Annotated in this window: 21 protein-coding genes; 14 read left to right on the top strand and 7 right to left on the bottom strand. The window is 69.1% G+C overall.

Annotation, left to right across the window (positions count from 1 at the left end):
• Nucleotides 1-2 precede the first annotated feature (2 nt).
• Together IFT89_RS09775 and IFT89_RS09770 are read right to left on the bottom strand one after the other, a co-directional pair.
• A complete protein-coding gene (locus IFT89_RS09775; protein ID WP_056013885.1) occupies nucleotides 3-674 on the bottom strand; it encodes a potassium channel family protein in 672 nt (223 codons plus the stop codon).
• Nucleotides 667-2,109 (bottom strand): TrkH family potassium uptake protein, encoded by a 1,443-nt coding sequence (locus IFT89_RS09770; protein ID WP_079003294.1) that lies wholly within the window; start codon nucleotides 2,107-2,109, stop codon nucleotides 667-669. The genes IFT89_RS09775 and IFT89_RS09770 overlap by 8 nt, the downstream gene beginning before the upstream one ends.
• Nucleotides 2,110-2,181: 72 nt before the next feature.
• On the opposite strand from IFT89_RS09770, the gene IFT89_RS09765 reads away from it, so the two are divergent.
• The 4 genes from IFT89_RS09765 to IFT89_RS09750 all read left to right on the top strand — a co-directional run bounded on the left by IFT89_RS09765 (nucleotide 2,182) and on the right by IFT89_RS09750 (nucleotide 3,701).
• Nucleotides 2,182-2,586: an ArsR/SmtB family transcription factor gene (locus tag IFT89_RS09765; protein WP_064294613.1), complete on the top strand. Its 405-nt coding sequence runs from the start codon at nucleotides 2,182-2,184 to the stop codon at nucleotides 2,584-2,586.
• A 127-nt stretch (nucleotides 2,587-2,713) separates the two neighbouring features.
• Complete coding sequence (locus IFT89_RS09760) at nucleotides 2,714-2,908, top strand: helix-turn-helix domain-containing protein (protein ID WP_079706638.1); 195 nt, start codon at nucleotides 2,714-2,716, stop codon at nucleotides 2,906-2,908.
• A 139-nt stretch (nucleotides 2,909-3,047) separates the two neighbouring features.
• Nucleotides 3,048-3,146, top strand: a complete 99-nt coding sequence (locus tag IFT89_RS09755; RefSeq protein WP_003792170.1) for a 30S ribosomal protein bS22 — start codon at nucleotides 3,048-3,050, stop codon at nucleotides 3,144-3,146.
• Between the two features lie 246 nt (nucleotides 3,147-3,392).
• Complete coding sequence (locus IFT89_RS09750) at nucleotides 3,393-3,701, top strand: hypothetical protein (RefSeq protein ID WP_137243973.1); 309 nt, start codon at nucleotides 3,393-3,395, stop codon at nucleotides 3,699-3,701.
• A 42-nt stretch (nucleotides 3,702-3,743) separates the two neighbouring features.
• On the opposite strand, the gene IFT89_RS09745 is transcribed toward IFT89_RS09750, so the two are convergent.
• Nucleotides 3,744-4,043: a helix-turn-helix domain-containing protein gene (locus IFT89_RS09745; protein ID WP_064294610.1), complete on the bottom strand. Its 300-nt coding sequence runs from the start codon at nucleotides 4,041-4,043 to the stop codon at nucleotides 3,744-3,746.
• Between the two features lie 192 nt (nucleotides 4,044-4,235).
• Here IFT89_RS09745 and IFT89_RS09740 point away from each other — a divergent pair, with 192 nt between their 5' ends.
• On the top strand, nucleotides 4,236-4,496 hold the full coding sequence (locus tag IFT89_RS09740) for a glutaredoxin family protein (protein WP_137243972.1): 261 nt from the start codon (nucleotides 4,236-4,238) through the stop codon (nucleotides 4,494-4,496).
• Between the two features lie 40 nt (nucleotides 4,497-4,536).
• The gene (locus IFT89_RS09735; protein ID WP_079706641.1) at nucleotides 4,537-4,845 is read left to right on the top strand and encodes a Dabb family protein; all 309 of its coding nucleotides are present in this window, start codon (nucleotides 4,537-4,539) and stop codon (nucleotides 4,843-4,845) included.
• An 18-nt stretch (nucleotides 4,846-4,863) separates the two neighbouring features.
• Here IFT89_RS09735 and IFT89_RS09730 read toward each other — a convergent pair whose 3' ends face one another.
• From IFT89_RS09730 to aspS, 3 genes are all read right to left on the bottom strand, one after another.
• Nucleotides 4,864-5,640 (bottom strand): putative protein N(5)-glutamine methyltransferase, encoded by a 777-nt coding sequence (locus IFT89_RS09730; RefSeq protein ID WP_202938838.1) that lies wholly within the window; start codon nucleotides 5,638-5,640, stop codon nucleotides 4,864-4,866.
• A gap of 89 nt (nucleotides 5,641-5,729) precedes the next feature.
• Nucleotides 5,730-6,182 (bottom strand): flavodoxin domain-containing protein, encoded by a 453-nt coding sequence (locus IFT89_RS09725; protein ID WP_191941813.1) that lies wholly within the window; start codon nucleotides 6,180-6,182, stop codon nucleotides 5,730-5,732.
• Between the two features lie 18 nt (nucleotides 6,183-6,200).
• Nucleotides 6,201-7,541, bottom strand: a complete 1,341-nt coding sequence (gene aspS, locus IFT89_RS09720; RefSeq protein WP_085514014.1) for an aspartate--tRNA(Asn) ligase — start codon at nucleotides 7,539-7,541, stop codon at nucleotides 6,201-6,203.
• 85 nt (nucleotides 7,542-7,626) lie between these two features.
• Between aspS and IFT89_RS09715 the strand changes: the two genes are divergently transcribed.
• Genes IFT89_RS09715 through ccsB form a run of 5 tightly spaced genes read left to right on the top strand, consistent with a single transcriptional unit; the run spans nucleotide 7,627 to nucleotide 12,313 of the window.
• Nucleotides 7,627-8,262, top strand: a complete 636-nt coding sequence (locus tag IFT89_RS09715; protein ID WP_202938837.1) for a histidine phosphatase family protein — start codon at nucleotides 7,627-7,629, stop codon at nucleotides 8,260-8,262.
• Nucleotides 8,262-8,870 carry a TlpA family protein disulfide reductase gene (locus tag IFT89_RS09710; RefSeq protein WP_138945214.1) on the top strand — a complete coding sequence of 203 codons (609 nt, stop codon included), beginning with the start codon at nucleotides 8,262-8,264 and terminating at the stop codon, nucleotides 8,868-8,870. The genes IFT89_RS09715 and IFT89_RS09710 overlap by 1 nt, the downstream gene beginning before the upstream one ends.
• The gene (locus IFT89_RS09705; RefSeq protein ID WP_079706647.1) at nucleotides 8,867-9,613 is read left to right on the top strand and encodes a cytochrome c biogenesis CcdA family protein; all 747 of its coding nucleotides are present in this window, start codon (nucleotides 8,867-8,869) and stop codon (nucleotides 9,611-9,613) included. Before IFT89_RS09710 ends, IFT89_RS09705 begins: the two co-directional genes overlap by 4 nt.
• Nucleotides 9,597-11,261 carry a cytochrome c biogenesis protein ResB gene (resB, locus tag IFT89_RS09700; RefSeq protein WP_079003290.1) on the top strand — a complete coding sequence of 555 codons (1,665 nt, stop codon included), beginning with the start codon at nucleotides 9,597-9,599 and terminating at the stop codon, nucleotides 11,259-11,261. Before IFT89_RS09705 ends, resB begins: the two co-directional genes overlap by 17 nt.
• The gene (gene ccsB, locus IFT89_RS09695; protein WP_079706648.1) at nucleotides 11,258-12,313 is read left to right on the top strand and encodes a c-type cytochrome biogenesis protein CcsB; all 1,056 of its coding nucleotides are present in this window, start codon (nucleotides 11,258-11,260) and stop codon (nucleotides 12,311-12,313) included. The genes resB and ccsB overlap by 4 nt, the downstream gene beginning before the upstream one ends.
• 16 nt (nucleotides 12,314-12,329) lie before the next feature.
• Here ccsB and IFT89_RS09690 read toward each other — a convergent pair whose 3' ends face one another.
• A complete protein-coding gene (locus IFT89_RS09690; protein ID WP_202938836.1) occupies nucleotides 12,330-13,307 on the bottom strand; it encodes an o-succinylbenzoate synthase in 978 nt (325 codons plus the stop codon).
• A gap of 62 nt (nucleotides 13,308-13,369) precedes the next feature.
• On the opposite strand from IFT89_RS09690, the gene IFT89_RS09685 reads away from it, so the two are divergent.
• The 3 genes from IFT89_RS09685 to IFT89_RS09675 form a co-directional block, all read left to right on the top strand.
• Nucleotides 13,370-14,857 carry a hypothetical protein gene (locus tag IFT89_RS09685; protein WP_202938835.1) on the top strand — a complete coding sequence of 496 codons (1,488 nt, stop codon included), beginning with the start codon at nucleotides 13,370-13,372 and terminating at the stop codon, nucleotides 14,855-14,857.
• A 16-nt stretch (nucleotides 14,858-14,873) separates the two neighbouring features.
• On the top strand, nucleotides 14,874-15,800 hold the full coding sequence (locus IFT89_RS09680) for a 1,4-dihydroxy-2-naphthoyl-CoA synthase (RefSeq protein ID WP_064294597.1): 927 nt from the start codon (nucleotides 14,874-14,876) through the stop codon (nucleotides 15,798-15,800).
• Nucleotides 15,801-15,857: 57 nt separating this feature from the next.
• Nucleotides 15,858-16,924: AMP-binding protein (locus IFT89_RS09675; RefSeq protein ID WP_213014239.1), on the top strand; the 1,067-nt coding region annotated here is incomplete at its 3' end.

Raw genomic sequence — 16,924 nt, 5'->3', positions numbered from 1 at the left:
ATTCAGCCCTCGAGCGACGCGAAGCGTTCGATGTCGGCCGACGTGCCGGAGACGATGATGAGGTCGTGGTTCGACACGACGGTGTCGGCGGTCGCGTAGGTGAAGGGCTTCCCTGGCGACTTCACCCCGACGACCGTGATCCGGTACTTCGTCCGGACGCCCGACTCCGTCAGGTTCAGCCCGCGGATGGGCTTCGGCGGGTACATCTTGACGAGCGCGAAGTCGTCGTCGAACTGGATGAAGTCGAGCATGCGGCCCGACACGAGGTGGGCGACGCGTTCGCCGGCCTCGCGCTCGGGGTAGATGACGTGGCTCGCCCCCACCCGGGCGAGGATCTTGCCGTGCGACTGCGAGACGGCCTTGGCCCAGATCTGCGGGATCTTGAGGTCGACGAGGTTGGCGGTGATGAGCACGCTCGCCTCGATCGAGGAGCCGACCGCGACGACCGCGACCGAGAAGTCCTGCGCGCCGATCTGCCGGAGTGCCTCGATGTTCTTCGCGTCGGCCTGCACGGTGTGGGTGACCCGGTCGGACCACTTCTGCACGAGGTCGGAGTTGTCGTCGATCGCCAGCACCTCGCGATCGAGGCGGTCGAGCTCCCCGGCGCAGGCCGCACCGAACCGACCGAGTCCGATGACGAGGACCGGGGCGTCGTGCTTGATGCGGTCAACCAACGATGGGCCTCTCTTCGGGTCGTTTGAACAGCTGGCCGCTCTGACTCGCGGCCACGGCTGCAGCGAGTGTCACTGTACCAACGCGGCCCAGGAACATGGTGACGGCGAGGACGTACACCCCGGCGTCGGGTAGGTCCGCGACGAGGCCGGTGCTCAGCCCGACGGTCGCGAAGGCGGAGATGACGTCGAACAGCACGTGGTCGAGCGGAGCCTTGGTCATCTGCAGGATGACGATCGTCGACAGGGCGACGATCGTCGCACCCCAGAGGACGACGCTCACCGCGACGCGGAGCACGTCCTGCGGGATGCGCCGGCGGAAGACCTCCACGCCCTCGCGGCCCCGGGCCTCCGCGAACGCCGCCAGGAACAGGACGGCGAGCGTCGTGACCTTGATCCCGCCGGCGGTCGAGGCGGAGCCGCCGCCGATGAACATGAGCATGTCGGCGACGAGCAGGGTCGAGCCGTTGAGGTCGCCGATGTCCACGGTGGAGAAGCCGCCCGACCTCGTCATGGCGGACAGGAAGAACCCCTGGAAGATCGTGTCCCAGAGGTTCCACTTGTTCCAGGTCTCGGGGTTGTTGAACTCGAGCAGGATGAAGGCGAGCGCCCCGGCGAAGAACAGGATGATCGTCGTGACGAGCGTGAGCTTGACGTGCAGTGACCAACGGCTCGGCCGACGGAAGTTCCGGCTCAGTGCGTAGATGACCGGGAAGCCGATACTGCCGAGGAAGACCCCGAGCATGAGGATGCTGAGGAACCAGTAGTCGTTCTCGAAGGCCGCGAGCCCCTCGGCGTTCGGCGTGAAGCCGGTGTTGGTGAAGGCCATGGCCGCGTAGTAGACGCTGTTCCAGGCGGCGTCCCAGGGGTTGATGCCGTCGAGCAGCATGCGCGGGAAGAGCAGGACGGCCAGAGCCGCCTCGATCACGAGGGCGCTGACGGCGACGGTGACGAGCAGGTTGCCGATCTCCCCGAGCCGGACCGCCTGACCCTCGGCGACGGGGCCGTGGTGCGACCGCAGGGGGTTCGTGTCGCTCGCCGCCATGAGCTTCTGGCGGAGTCCGAGTCGTCGGGCGATCACGAACCCGAGGATCGAGGCCAGGGTCAGGACGCCGAGCGCGCCGATCTGGACGCCGATGAAGACGAGCACGTGACCGAAGAGGGACCAGTGCGTGGCCATGTCGACGGTCGAGAGCCCGGTGACGCAGATGACGGAGACGGCGGTGAAGAGCGCGTCGGCGATCGGGGTCACCTGGCGGTCGGCGCTCGCGATGGGGAGCGAGAACAGCATCGTGAAGACGAAGATCAGGAAGCTGAACACGAGGATGGCGAACCGGGAGGTCGACTTCGCGGCGAAGTCGCTGACGGCCTCCCTGACCCTCGCGAGGCCGTGGCGCACGATGATCTCGGGACGACGCCCCATGGCATTGCCGCTCATCTGACCCCTCAACACCTCAGGACTGCGCCGGAGGCAATGGTACTCCGTGCGCTCCATCACTATCGTTGGACCATGGCCGACATTTTCGACGTGATCGCTGACACCACCAGGCGGGACATCCTCGCACTGCTGCTCGAACGGCACGGTGGCACCGGGACGAGTGTCTCCGAGATCGTCGCGCAGCTCGGCCTCAGCCAACCCACGGTGTCGAAACACCTCAAGGTCCTGCGCGAAGCAGAGCTCGTCGAGGTGCGCGAGGAGGGCCAGCACCGCTACTACAGCCTGGACTCGGCGCCGCTCGAGGACGTGGAGGACTGGCTCATCCCATTCCTCAGCGTCGACTACCAGGACGACGGTGTCGATTTCGCGGCGCTGTCGCTGCCGGACCAGGCCAAGGCGGTCGCGGGATCGGTCGGCAAGGTCGCGGCGGACGTGACCCACGCGGTGCAGTCGGTCACGAAGAAGCTCCGCCCCTAGCCCGGCCTCGCATACCGTTCACACAGGGGATGTACAGGGCGGGCGTCGGACCTCTAGAGTTGCCATGCGGCGTTCCGGTCCTCGGGGCGCCGTTCAAGCGGGTTTCCAGAGGCGAAGGAGGGGTTCGATGACGCAGGACACTGCCGACGTCCGCTTCCTCACCGTGGCCGAAGTCGCCGAGATGATGCGGGTGTCCAAGATGACCGTGTATCGCCTGGTGCATTCGGGGGAACTCCCGGCCATCCGGTTCGGGAAGTCGTTCCGGGTGCCGGAGACCGCCGTCGACGCCGTCCGGCAGCGCCCGGTCGCCGACGTCGGCTGAGGCGTTTCCCGCTCCTAGCAGCCTGCAGGCGTACGGCGTGTGAACGACGCGCGCTGCAATCGGCTAGACTGGCAACAAGACTTGTTCTCTTCGGTCGCGATCCCTGCGGCCAAGCCCCCCAATTCTGTGAGGTAAATCCGTGGGTTCTGTTATCAAGAAGCGCCGCAAGCGTATGGCGAAGAAGAAGCACCGCAAGCTGCTTCGCAAGACCCGTCACCAGCGCCGCAACAAGAAGTAGCCGGCTGCTCCGTTCGGAGCGCCTGACGACTCTTCGTCCACCGGAAGCGCCTGCCCATTGGGGTACGGCGCTTTCTGGCGTTGTCGAGGTGATCGTCTCGTTTGCCGGTCAGAGCGTGGTGTCTCCGCGGGTCGAGCGGTGTCGAGGTTCCTCCACAGGCGAGGCCGGACGGGACTGATCCACAGCGCGTCGCGGCACGCGGTCCGTCGCCCCGAGATCGTCGGCGGTCCTTCGTAGGTTCTTCGCATGACCCGCGATCTCCCGCCAACCGTCCACCGCAACCGACGCGAGCTCGCGTACCGGGTGCCGTTCGTCGTCGAACGAGACGACGCACCTCGCTATCGACTCCGGAACGTCGGTGACGAAGCCGTCCACTGGGTCGTGCTTCGCCTGATCGGACCCGGACTCCTCGCTCCACTGGAACCGTGTCGCCTGACGCCGGGGAGCGCCCTGGAGTTCGAGGTGATGGGCGCCGAGCTGGCCCGGGCCACCAGCGTGCAGGTGTCCTGGTTCCGTCCCGGCGGTCACCAGTACCTGTGGCGGGTCACCTTCTGACAGGCCCCACCGGCTGGAGGGGAGTGGCCGTCGATGCGCGGGTCAGCGTTCCTGGTCGCGGCGAGCGGCCAGCAGATCCCGTGCCGTCAGCTTGTGCGCCCGGCCCGGGTACATGTCGGCGTTCAGGCCCGTGATGAACGGGGCGGGGTCGAGGTCGAGCGCGGTACTCAGGCGGACGAGCGTCTCCACGCTGGGGTGCACCTGGCCACGCTCGATCTTGCCGATGTTCGTCCAGTGCATCCCGGCCAACACGCCCAGGTCCTCGAGGGTCAGCTGGCGCTCGTTGCGAGCGGCCCGCAACCGCTCGCCGAGGATGGTCGCGGCTTCCGAATGTGTAGGCATCACTCAATGACAACGGACCTCGACCGGCGCATGCCAGAGCGTCTGAGCCCGGCGGTTTCTATACGCATGGTTCTCAACCCTGGGTTCAACGGCATCATCATTCCGGCATCGTGTCAGATGTCTCGGTGAAACACCACACGTGTCGGCTCCGTGGAGGTGCTCCGACCTCGGGCACCCCGTACAGTTGAGGGGGTGTCCACTCTGCACGTCACGCTCATCGGCAAGCCCGGCTGTCACCTCTGCGACGACGCCCGTGCCGTGATCGACGAGGTGGTCGCAGGCCTCCCGTCCGACGGCCCCACGATCGAACGCGAGGAGCTCTCGATCCTCGACGATCCGGCGCTCCACGACCGCCACTGGGAGGAGATCCCCGTCGTCCTCATCGACGGCAGGGTCCACAACTACTGGCGCATCGACCCCGACCGCCTGCGGTCCGCGTTGCTCGCCGGCTGATCCACACGTCCACCCATCCACATCGACCCTTGGGGGCCCAGTGACCATCCGCCACATCGTCAGTTGGAAGCTGGCAGCAACGGACGACGCCGAGCGCGACGCGGCGTTCGCGACGATGCAGTCCGAACTCGAGGCACTCGCCGGGTTCATGCCGGACGACATCGAGCACCTCCAGGTCGGACGCAACATCGCCTACCCCGAGAGCAACTGGGACGTCGTGCTGGTCGGCGACTACCCGAGCCTCGAAGCCCTGGAGCGGTACCAGGTCCACCCGGAGCACGTCCGCGTGGTGCAGATCGTCCGTCAGCTCGTCGTCGAGCGCTCCGCGGTCGACTTCCAGCTCGACTGAGCCCGGCGCCCGCAGGACTCAGGCCATGACGCCGACGGCCACGGTGCCGTCGAGCTCGTCGTCGCGGACGATCGACGCCGTGAGGCCCGCCGCCCGCATGAGCGTTGCGGTCTCGGGGGCCTGACGTTCGCTCGTCTCGATCAGGACGGCGCCGGTCGGAGCGAGCCAGTCCGGGGCCTGCGCGATGATCCGACGCTGCACGTCGAGCCCGTCGGCACCGCCGTCGAGCGCGATCACGGCCTCGTGCTCCCGAGCCTCCGGGGGCATCGTCGCCATCGACGCCGTCGGGACGTAGGGGGCGTTCGCAAGCAGGAGGTCGACGCGCCCCGCGAGCACCCCGGGCAGCCCGTCGAACAGGTCTCCGCGGAGGGCGTACCCACCGAGCGGCTCGACGTTGCGCCGTGCGCAGTCCACCGCGGCGAGGTCGATGTCCGACGCCCAGACGTCGATGGGGTCGGGCGCCTCGGTGAGGAGCGCACTCCCGACGGCTGCGGCACCGCAGCAGAGCTCGACGACCACCGAACCGTTCCGGAGGCGTGGGAGGGCGACGTCGACCAGGAGCTCGGTCCGTCGCCTCGGCACGAAGACCCCGTCCTCGACGACCACCCGGCGGCCTCGGAACGCGACCCAGCCGAGGACGTGTTCGAGCGGCCGGCCGGCGACCCGTGCCGCGACCATCCGTTCGAGTCGATCCGGATCATCCGACTCGGCGAGGAGCAGCGCCGCCTCGTCTTCGGCGAAGACGCACCCCGCCGCACGAAGGCGTAGGACCACGGATTCGGCGGTCGCGTTCATCTGGCTCACCCCTCGCTCACGTGCGAGGACGCCGCACGGCCGGTGCGAGTCACGCTACCGTCGCGGCCGGGCACGCACCAGAGCGGTTGTCAGAACTGTTCTGCGGCGGCGAGCACGCCGGGCAGCCAGGCGAGCGCGACGTCCTTCTTGCGCTCGAACCCGCCGTCGTCGTGCAGACCGAACTCACCGAACCGGGTCGCGCCGTGCTCGGTGAGGATGGCGTCGAGCAGCGAGCTGCCCTGGTTGTACGTGTCCTCGTAACTGCTGTCGCCCAGCCCGAAGATGGCGTACCGGAGCCCGTCGAGCTCGACGTCGGACTCCTCGAGCGCCTCGTAGAAGATCTGGCCGGTCTCACCGAGGAGGCCGTCGCCGTACGTCGAGGTGATGAAGATGTGGATCTCGTCGGTCGACAGCTCCGCGGGGTCGACGTCGCCGAGGTCGGCGACGCGCCACTGGTGCTGTGAGCCGATGGCCTTGCCGATGTCGCCGGCGAGGCGTTCGGCGTTGCCGGATTCGGTCCCGTACAGGATGACGATCTGCATGGCGTCCTTCTTGCGGGGTTACGGGGCGAGGCGGGTCGGGCCGCGGAACAGGTAGGTGACCTCGCGGATGGAGGTCTCGTGCAGCATGAGCATGAGCACGCGGGCGAGGCCCATGCCGAAGCCGCCGTGCGCCGGGACGCCGTAGCGGAAGAAATCGAGGTAGAACTCGAGCTCCTCGGGCTCCAGGCCCTTCTCCTTGGCCTGCTCGACGAGGACGTCGACGCGGTGTTCGCGCTGTGCGCCCGTGGAGATCTCGACGCCGTTGTAGATGAGGTCGTAGCTGTTGGTGAGCGAGCCGTCCTCGGCGTTGCGCATGTGGTAGAACGGCCGGATGCTCGACGCGTAGTCGGTCAGGAAGACGAAGTCGTGACCGAAGGTCTCCTTGACGTAGGCCGCGATCTGACGCTCGCCCTCGGGGTCCATGTCGTCGTCGGCGCGGGGGATCTCGTAGCCGCGCTCGGCGACGATGCGCTTGGCCTCGGCCAGCGGGATGCGCGGGAACGGACGCGACGGGACCTCGAGCTCGATGCCGAAGAGCTCGGAGATCTGCTCGCCGTGCTTGTCCTTGACCGCCGTGAAGCCGGCGACGAGGAGCTCCTCGTGCAGCTGCATGACGTCCTCGTGGGACTCGATCCAGCTGATCTCGGCGTCGACGCTCGTGAACTCGGTCGCGTGTCGGCTGGTGAACGACGGGTCGGCGCGGAATGCGGGTCCGACCTCGAACACCTTGCCGAAGCCGGCGGACTGCGCCATCTGCTTGAAGAACTGCGGGGACTGCGCGAGGTACGCCTTGCCCTCGAAGTAGTCGACCTCGAAGAGCTCGGCGCGCGACTCGCTCGCGCTCGCCATGAGCTTCGGGGTGTGGATCTCGATGAAGTCGTTGTCGATCCAGTACTGACGCAGTGCGTGCTCGAACGTCGTCTGGATGCGGAAGATCAGGGCCTGCTTCGGCTGGCGCAGGTCGAGGAAACGCCAGTCGAGCCGCTTGTCGAGCGAGGAGTCCGCAGCGATCGGCGTCTCGGGGTTGGCGGCGGTGACGACCTCGAGCGTGGCGACCTTGACCTCGATGCCGCCGAGCTTGACGCGCTCGTCGTGCTTGAGCTCGCCGGTGACGGTGATGAAGGAGCCGTGCGCGAGGGCGGAGATGGCCTCGGTGGTGGCGAGACGCTCGGCGGAGCCCTCGACCTCCGGGTCGACCTCGCGGACAGCCGGGTTCACCAGCTGGACGGCGCCGCTCTCGTCGCGGAGGACGACGAACTGCACCTTCTTCTGGTCGCGGACGGTCTCGACCCATCCGGAGACGGTGACGGGACCGTCGGACAGGGCGGCCAGGTTCTTCACAACGACGCGTTCACTCACCCCGACAGCTTAGCCGTCGCTCGTGGCTCGGACCTGGACGGAGGTCACGGTGAATCCGCAGCTTGGGGAAACGTACACTTGAAGGGTGGTAGCCGACCAGATCCATCTCGTGCGTCACGGCGAGGTGCACAATCCTTCTCGTGTGCTCTACGGTCGACTCCCCGCATTCCGACTGTCGGAGCTCGGCGAGCGCATGGCGCAGGCCGCCGCAGACGACCTCGTGAGCCGTGATCGCACCGTGGGCGCGCTCTACGCGTCCCCGCTGCAGCGCACCCAGGAGTCCGCAGCGCCGGTCGCCGCCGCATTCGGGCTCGCCGTTGTCTCCGAGCCGCGCGTGATCGAACCGTTAAACGAGTTCGAGGGCAAGCGCATGAGCCGCGCCTTGAAGAACCCGCTCAACTGGTCCAAGCTCCGCAACCCGTCCCGTCCGAGCTGGGGCGAGCCGTACGCGTCGATCGTCAACCGCATGACCGCGGCCGTCGAGGACGCCTGGCGGGCGACGCCGTCGGGCGACGTCGTCATCGTCAGTCACCAGCTGCCGATCTGGATGCTGCACAGCTCCGTCGTCGGGGCGCCGTATCGTCACGACCCGCGGAAGCGGCGGTGCGCCCTGTCGAGCATCACCACCTTCGAGCGGACCGAGCAGGGCTTCCTCGAGGTCGGCTACGTCGATCCGGCGGCCCGTCTGTCGTCCGGCGCGACCGATGTCGGGGCCGTCTGATGGCCCGCCGATCGAGGACGTCCGCCGTCGCCGCCGTGCTGGCCGTCGGGGCACTCCTGCTTACGGCGTGCGGGAGCGATCCGCTCGCCGAGCAGTACCGCGAGGGCAGTAGCAAGGGGTACGTCGCGGGCGACGGCAGCGTGACCGAGGTCGCGCTCGACGACCGCGGTGAGTCGATCAGCTTCTCAGGCGTCGGCGAGGACGGCGAGCAGATCTCCTCCGCCGACCACGCGGGCCAGGTCCTCGTCGTGAACTTCTGGTACGCCGCCTGCGCCCCCTGCCGCGCGGAGGCGAAGGACCTGCAGGCGCTCAACGAGGCCTACACCGACAAGGGCGCCACCTTCATCGGCGTCAACGTCCGCGATACGGCCGACACCGCGAAGGCGTTCAACGGCACCTTCGGCATCACCTACCCCTCCATCCTCGACGTCGACAGTGGGGAGGCGAAGCTCGCCTTCACGGGCAGTGTCCCGCCGAACGCGGTGCCGACCACCATCGTCCTCGACGCCGAAGGTCGGGTCGCCGCACGCATCCTCGGGCAACTGCAGGACCGCACCATCCTCGACACCCTCATCCGCGACACGATCGCCGAGAGCGCCCCAGAGTGAGCCCCGGCGAGCTCGTCTACGGCGGCCAGCTCCTCGTGGCGATCCCGATCGCCATCGCGGCCGGTCTGCTGTCCTTCCTCTCGCCGTGCGTCCTGCCACTCGTCCCCGGCTACCTCGGATACGTCGGCGGCATGACGACGGTCGAGGAGGGGCGCTCCGGTGCGGGTCGCCGGCGCGTGCTGCTCGGCGTCAGCCTCTTCATCCTCGGCTTCACCGTCGTGTTCGTGGCGATCGCGGCGTTCGTCGGGACGATCGGCGCCTGGTTCGTCGAGTGGGAGGGCGTCATCACCCGCGTCCTCGGTGCGGTCGTCATCCTCATGGGGCTCATCTTCATCGGCCAGTTCTCGCGGCTGCAGCGCACGGTGCGCACCAGCTGGGCACCCGCCACCGGCCTCGCCGGCGCGCCGCTGCTCGGCTTCGTCTTCGCCATCGGCTGGACGCCCTGCCTCGGCCCGACCCTCACCGCGATCAGCGCGCTCTCCCTCTCGGGCGGCTCCGCCTGGCGCGGGGCCCTCCTCGGGCTGTTCTACTGCCTCGGTCTCGGCATCCCCTTCCTGCTCGTCGCGCTCGGACTCGGTTGGGTCACGGGGTCGTTGGCGTTCCTCAAACGGCACATCCGCACGATCAACATCATCGGCGGCGTGCTCCTCATCGTGATCGGTGTGTTGATGGTGTCTGGTCTCTGGTCCGCTTGGATGTACTCGTTGCAGGGGGTGATGAGCGGCCTTGTCACGCCCCTCTGATCACATCGATTCCGCCGCACCGGCTCCGGCCGACGGCATCAACCAGCCGAAGCTCGGCTTCGTCGGCTGGCTCCGCTTCTTCTGGCGTCAGCTCACGAGCATGCGCACGGCGCTCTTCCTGCTGCTGCTCCTCGCCATCGCCGCGGTGCCCGGTTCGCTCGTCCCGCAACGGTCGAGCGACCCGAACGGCGTCACCCAGTACTTCACCGACAACCCGGACCTCGCGCCCATCCTCGACAAGGTGCAGGCGTTCGACGTCTACAGCTCGGCCTGGTTCTCCGCGATCTACCTGCTGCTGTTCATCTCGCTCATCGGCTGCGTGATCCCGCGGACGAAGCACCACTGGCTCGCCCTGCGCTCCCGCCCGCCGCGGACGCCCGCGCGCCTGTCGCGGCTCTCCGCGTTCGAGCGTCGCAGCGACGACAGCGGCGCGACCGCCACCGAGCTCATCGACGACGCGACGAAGCAGTTGAAGCGCCAGGGCTACCGAGTCGAACGCTACGACGCCGAGGGGTCCGCATCGGTGTCCGCCGAGCGCGGCTTCCTCCGCGAGACCGGCAACCTCGTCTTCCACTCGGCACTCGTCGGCATCCTCGTGACGGTCGGTTTCGGCGGCGGTTTCGGCTTCTCCGGTCAGCGCGTGCTCGTTGAGGGTCAGACCTTCGTCAACACCCTGCTCGACTACGACTCGTTCAACCCCGGCCGCTTCTTCAACGAGTCGGAGCTGGCCCCCTACAAGTTGACGCTCGACGAGTTCGGCGTCACCTACGAGACCGAGAACCTCGACGCGTACGGGCAGGCGATCGACTACCGCGCGAAGGTCACGACGACCTCGCCCGGCGGGAAGCCGCAGGACGCGACGATCAAGGTCAACGATCCGCTCCGGTTCGAGGGCACCGACGTCTACCTGCTCGGCAACGGTTACGCGCCGACGATCACCGTCCGCGATCCCGAGGGCAAGGTCGTGTTCAGCGACTCCATCCCGTTCCTGCCGCAGGACGCCCAGCTCACCTCGCTCGGCATCGTCAAGGTCCCGGACGGCCTGGCGGAGCAGCTCGGCATGATCGGGTTCTTCTACCCGACGCAGGCCGCGTCCAAGCCGCCGTTCTTCTCGTCCTACCCCGACCTCGCCTACCCGGTGCTGACGCTCAACGTCTACTCCGGCGACCTCGGGATCAACGCCGGTGCTCCGAAGTCGGTCTACGCGCTCGACGTCGACGACATGAAGCAGCTCACGGGGGGCGACACCGGCGTCGAGTCGATCGAACTCACGCCCGGCCAGATCACCGACCTGCCGAACGGACTCGGCACGGTGTCCTTCGACAACGTCGCCGCCAACCCGTCGACCGAGAACTACGCCGGCTCCGTCAAGCGGTTCGCCTCGTTCGACGTCCACCACGACCCGACCCAGCTGTGGGTGCTCGCGTTCGCCATCCTCGCCCTGTCCGGTCTCATCACCTCACTCTTCGTCGCCAGACGCCGCGTCTGGGTGAAGGCCGTGACCGGGAGCGACGGCACCGTCTCCCTCGAATACGCCGGGCTCGCCCGCGGCGAGGACCCCGGCCTCGAAGCGGCCGTCGCGGCGATCGCCGAAGCGCACAGTCCAACGCCTGTCCCGTCCGAACCCGAAGGTAGAATCACCCCGTGACCCTCGTCGAAATCTCGAACCTCTGCCTCTGGTCGGCCGTCGCCGTCTACGCGCTGGCGTTCATCGCCTTCACGTTCGACCTCGCGCGCCGCAGCGCCGAGGTCACCGCGGCGATCGACGCGGCCGAGCGGGCTGAGCTGGAACGGTCGGCAGCCGCCGAGGAACGCGTCGGTGCACTCGCCTCCGCCGCGGCGCGGACCGCCGCACCGATCGTCACGAGCGACGGTGTCCCGCGCAAGACCCGCCGTCCCTCGGACGAGCCCGAGCAGCAGGCCTCGCGCAAGTCGCCGAGCCTCCGGGTCGGAGTCTCGCTCACCGTCATCGCCTTCCTCCTCCACCTCGTCGCGGACGTGACGCGCGGTATCGCCGCCGGTCGTGTCCCGTGGGCGAACATGTACGAGTTCGCGATGACGGGCACGCTGCTCATCGTCGCGGTGTTCCTCGTGGTCATCGCGCGCGTGGACCTCCGGTTCCTCGGCAGCTTCGTGATCGGCCTCGTGACCGTGCTCCTCGGCCTCGCGACCGCGAACTTCTACGTCGAGGTCGTCCCGCTGCCGCCGGCGCTGCAGTCGGCGTGGCTCGTCATCCACGTGTTCGTCGCGAGCCTCGGCACGGCGTTCTTCGCCATCGGCTTCGCGTTGAGCGTCGTGCAGCTCCTGCAGGGGCGTCGCGAGCGACGGCTCGGGCTCGTGCAGCCCACCCAGAGCTCCGGGCGTCTGCGCTTCCTGCTCACCCTCCCGAACGCGGAGCGCCTCGAGAACCTCGCCTACCGCGTCAACATCATCGGTTTCATCTTCTGGACGTTCACGCTCATGGCCGGTGCCATCTGGGCTGAGCGCGCCTGGGGTCGGTACTGGGGCTGGGACACCAAAGAGGTGTGGACCTTCATCATCTGGGTGATCTTCGCCGGGTACATCCATGCCAGGGCGACGCGCGGCTGGCGCGGATCACGCGCGGCCACGCTCGCCATCATCGGCTTCAGCGCCGTGATGTTCAACTTCGTCGTGGTCAACGTCTTCTTCAAGGGTCTGCACGCCTACAGCGGCCTGTAAGCCCCTGCGCCGGCCCTCAGCCGAGCAACGCGTGCGTGCGGCGGAGCCGGTCGAGCCACCAGGCGGTCCGCTCCGGTGACGCCGTGAAGTGCTCGAGGAGATCGACGTCCACCTCGACGCGCCGAACGGCGATGCCGCCGTCCACGGGATCGAGCGGTGCGGTCGTCACGTCGCCGCCGAGGAGCGCGGTGGTGGCGAGCCCGCAGTCGTAGTCGAGTTCCGGCAGGGCCGCCGCGAGGTGGGCCCCCATGGAGATGCCGACGGAGGTGTCCAGCGCGCTCGAGACGACGATCGGCAGGCCGGCCTCGCCCGCGATGCGGAGCGCGGCGTGAACGCCGCCGAGCGGCTGCGCCTTCACGACGAGCAGGTCGGCGGCGCCGGCGCGAGCCACGGCGAGGGGGTCCTCGGCTTTGCGGACGCTCTCGTCCGCCGCGATGGCGACGTCCAGGGAGGAGACCCGTTCACGGATCTCGGCGAGTTCCGCGACGGTCGCGCAGGGTTGCTCGACGTACTCGAGGTCGAAGGGTTCGAGAGCGCGGATGGCGTGTTCGGCCTCGTCGACGTTCCAGTTGGTGTTGGCGTCCACGCGGAGTCGACCCTCGGGTCCGATGGCCCGCCGGACGGCGGCGACGCGCGCGACGTCGTCGGCCAGCACCTGCCCGCGCTCGGCCACCTTCACCTTCGCGGTCCGGCAGCCCGGGAAGCGGGAGAGGATCGACGGCACGTCCGCCGCGTCCACCGCCGGGACCGTCGCGTTCACGAGGATGCGATCCCGGTGGAGGGGCGGGAGGTCCGACCAGCCGAAGTCGATGGCGGCCTGCAGCCACGCGGCCGACTCCTGGTCGTCGTACTCGACGAAGGGGGAGAACTCCGTCCACCCGGCGGGCCCGCGGAAGAGGACGGCCTCGCGGGTGTCGATGCCCCGGAACCGGACGCGGAGGGGGATGGAGACCACGCGGGCGGTGGCGAGGACGTCGTCGAGGTTCGCTTGCATGACCCCATCCTGCACCCGGACGTCGGAAGCCGTCGCGGGACGCCCATGACACAATCGATCCCGTGCCGCTGTTCTCCCGACGCAAGCCGACGCCAGGCGATCGGCGAAGCGTGCCCGCGGACGAACCCGCCGCCTTCTCGGTGCCCGAGCCGATGTTCGAGCCGAGCCCCGAGGCCGAGGTGCTCCCGGTGATCGAGGAATCGCCCGGCGGATCCTCCGACGAACCGCGCGATCCGAACGCCCCGCCGATCCCCGGGGCGCCGCCGGCAGCCGCGTCCTCGACCGCGCAAACGCCTGCCGCCCCGGAGCGCACGCCCGAGGAGCTGGAGGCGGAGACCGCCCGGTTCCGTCGTCCGGGGTCCCGGGGACGACGGACGCAGCGGCAGCCCGCATCGCGGAAGCCGTCGTCGCGTCGTCAACGGAAGGCGGCGGAGCGCGCGGCTGCCTCGCAACCCAAGTCCGCGGCGATCCCGGCCGACGACGGCGAGCGGACTCCGGCGGCCCACCCGCCTGCCGCCGGTGCATCCCCGACGGGTCGGGACGAACTCGGCGCGCGGAGTCGGGGTGTCGTCGCCTCCTTCTCCCCGCTCGCCCTGCTCGGCGCGGTCGTGGCCGTCACCCTCTTCACCGTCCTGCTGGCCGTGAGCTACCGGCCCGGCGAGGGAGCATGGGCCATCCTCGTGGCGTTCGCCCTCGTCGTCGTGGTGCAGATCGTGCTGCTCATCGGGAGTGTCGTCGTCATCCGCCGGAAGATGCGGCGCCGCTGGGGCGTGCTGGCGCTGGTGCTCATCCTCGTCGTCAACCCCGTCACGGCGATGGCGGTCGGCGGTCTCTCCACGGATCGGGCCGGGAATGGTGCCTCCGCCGGTGGCAGCGGCGACGAGGAGCACGACCCGATCTGGGACACCTACCCGGGGTCCGCCTACGTCGACGCGAAGGAGACCCTCGACGGGCCGAGCTACGAGGACTTCGTCGGGACGTCCGACGAGATGCTCGCGGAGATCCGGACGGCCCTGACCGCCGAGTTCGGCTTCGACTGGGTGGAGCGACAGCCCGCCGAGACGGAGGTCGATCAGAACGGGTACGGCGGGGACTCCATGCTCTTCGAGTACACGGCACCGGTGTGGCAGACGACGACGACCGTGCGCACCTTCGAGGAGAAGTCGCGGGTCGTCGAGCTGATCCGGCAGGTGCTGCTCCGGTACGGCATCGCGAACCTCGACATGCAGAACGCACCGTCCTCCTGGCGTGAGCCGGGCGAGCTCACCGAGCGGTACGGCGGTGAGACCATCGACACTCAGGCACTGTGGGACCTGCACACCTACAACGCCATCACGGGGGCCGGCGACTTCCGGACGAGCATCGTCGACCTCACGCTCGACTCGGCCGGCACGGTCGCGAAGGACCGCGAGTTCGACGTCGACTACTACGACATGGCGGCGGAGGGCATCGAGCTGCACCTCGACTCGTATGCGCTCCTGAAGGAGGCGGACCGCGCCGACTACCTGGAGGCGCTCAAGCCCTATGCGGACCTCGACAAGCCGAAGTAGTGCCTAGGCTGGACGCATGAGCGATCGAGTGTCCGAACTGTTCGACCCGGAGATCTGGGACGTCGTACCGGGGTTCGAGGACCTCACCGATCTGACGTACCACGTCGCGCGCGAGGGCGGCTTCGTGCGCATCGCGTTCGACCGCCCCGAGGTGCGCAACGCCTTCCGCCCGCACACCGTCGACGAGCTGTACCGCGCGCTCGACCACGCTCGCCAGAGCCCGACGGTCGGAGTGGTGCTGCTCACCGGCAACGGTCCGAGCGCGAAGGACGGCGGCTGGGCGTTCTGCTCGGGCGGCGACCAGCGCATCCGTGGTCGCGACGGCTACCGGTACGCGAGCGACGACGCCGCGGACGACGAGACGGCGAGCGGCATCGACGCCGCGCGCAACGGTCGCCTGCACATCCTCGAGGTCCAGCGCCTCATCCGCTTCATGCCGAAGGTCGTCATCAACCTCGTTCCCGGATGGTCCGCGGGCGGTGGGCACTCCCTGGGCGTCGTGTGCGACCTGTCGATCGCGAGTCGGGAACACGCGCGGTTCAAGCAGACCGACGCCGACGTCGGTTCCTTCGACGCGGGGTACGGGAGCGCGTACTTCGCCAAGCAGGTGGGTCAGAAGTTCGCCCGCGAGGTGTTCTTCCTCGCCCAGGAGTACGACGCGGAGCGCGCGCTGCAGGCGGGCGCGATCAACGCGGTCGTCCCGCACGCCGAGCTCGAGCAGACGGGCGTCGCCTGGGCCCGCACCATCCTCGGCAAGTCACCGACCGCCATCCGAATGCTGAAGTTCGCCTTCAACGCCGTCGACGACGGTCTCGTCGGCCAGCAGGTCTTCGCGGGCGAGGCCACCCGCCTCGCCTACGGCACCGACGAGGCGGTGGAGGGGCGCGACGCCTTCCTGGAGAAGCGCAAGCCGGACTGGGCTCCGTTCCCCTGGCAGTTCTGAGCTGCCTGACCGCGAGGAGTCGGCGGAGCGCCGACGCACCCGGCGTACGCTGAATCCATGACCCGTCAGCTGCTCCCCGTCGACGCGTCCGCCTCGGCGATGCTCGCAGCCCTGGAGACGGCGCTCGAGGGCTCCGGACCCGCGGTCCTCCCGATGCAACCCGGATCGTCCGCGGCACCGGCCGTGGTCGACGACCGGGTGGCCCTCGTGATCGAGACGTCCGGCTCGACGGGCGTGCCGAAGCGGGTCGCCCTCTCGGCTGAGGCCCTCCTGGCCAGCGCGGCGGGTTCCGCGGTGGCTCTGGGTGGCCCTGAGGCCCATCGCCGTTCGTCCCAGTGGATCCTGGCGCTCCCGACGCACTACATCGCCGGCGTCAACGTGCTACTCCGGTCGATCGTCGCCGGGACCAGGCCGCTCGAGGCACCGACAGGGTCGTTCGACGCCCGGGCGTTCTGCGGACTCGTCGAGCGGCTCGACGCCGATGCCGGATTCGCTGCCCTCGTACCGGCACAACTGCGCATGCTCGTCGACGCCGCCGAGACGAGCACCTCCGTGCGTGACGCGCTCGCCGGACTCGCCGGGCTGCTCGTCGGGGGACAGGCCACCCCCGCTCCGCTGCTCGAGCGGTCCGCGGCGCTCGGCATCCGCGTCGTGCGGAGTTACGGCTCGAGCGAGACCTCCGGCGGCTGTCTGTACGACGGCGTGCCGTTCGCCGGTGTCGAACCCCGGCTGGTGAACGGGGAGCTCCTCATCGCCGGACCGGTCCTTGCCGAGGGCTACCTCGGCGAACCGGACCGCACGGCGACCGCCTTCCCGGACGACGGCGGCCGCCGGTGGTACCGCACCGGCGACACCGCCGAGCTCGTCGACGGCGTCGTCCGGGTGACCGGGCGGGCCGACAACGTGATCATCAGCGGCGGGGTGAACATCTCCCTCGACCGGGTGCAAGCGGTCGTCCGGTCGGTGCCGGGGCTGGCCGAGGCCGTCGTCGTCGCCGTCCCCGACGAGCGGTTCGGCCAGGCGTCCGTGATCGTGACGGGGGTCGGGACCCCCTTGGACCAGCGCCCGGACGACGCGCTGCTGCAGACCGCCCGAGACGCCGTCGCGGAGGCGCTCGGCCGCCC

The organism is Plantibacter sp. CFBP 13570, assembly GCF_014841395.1.
GTDB lineage: Bacteria > Actinomycetota > Actinomycetes > Actinomycetales > Microbacteriaceae > Plantibacter > Plantibacter auratus.
Note: the sequence above shows the minus strand (reverse complement) of the source record. Positions and strands in the feature narration are given on the sequence as shown.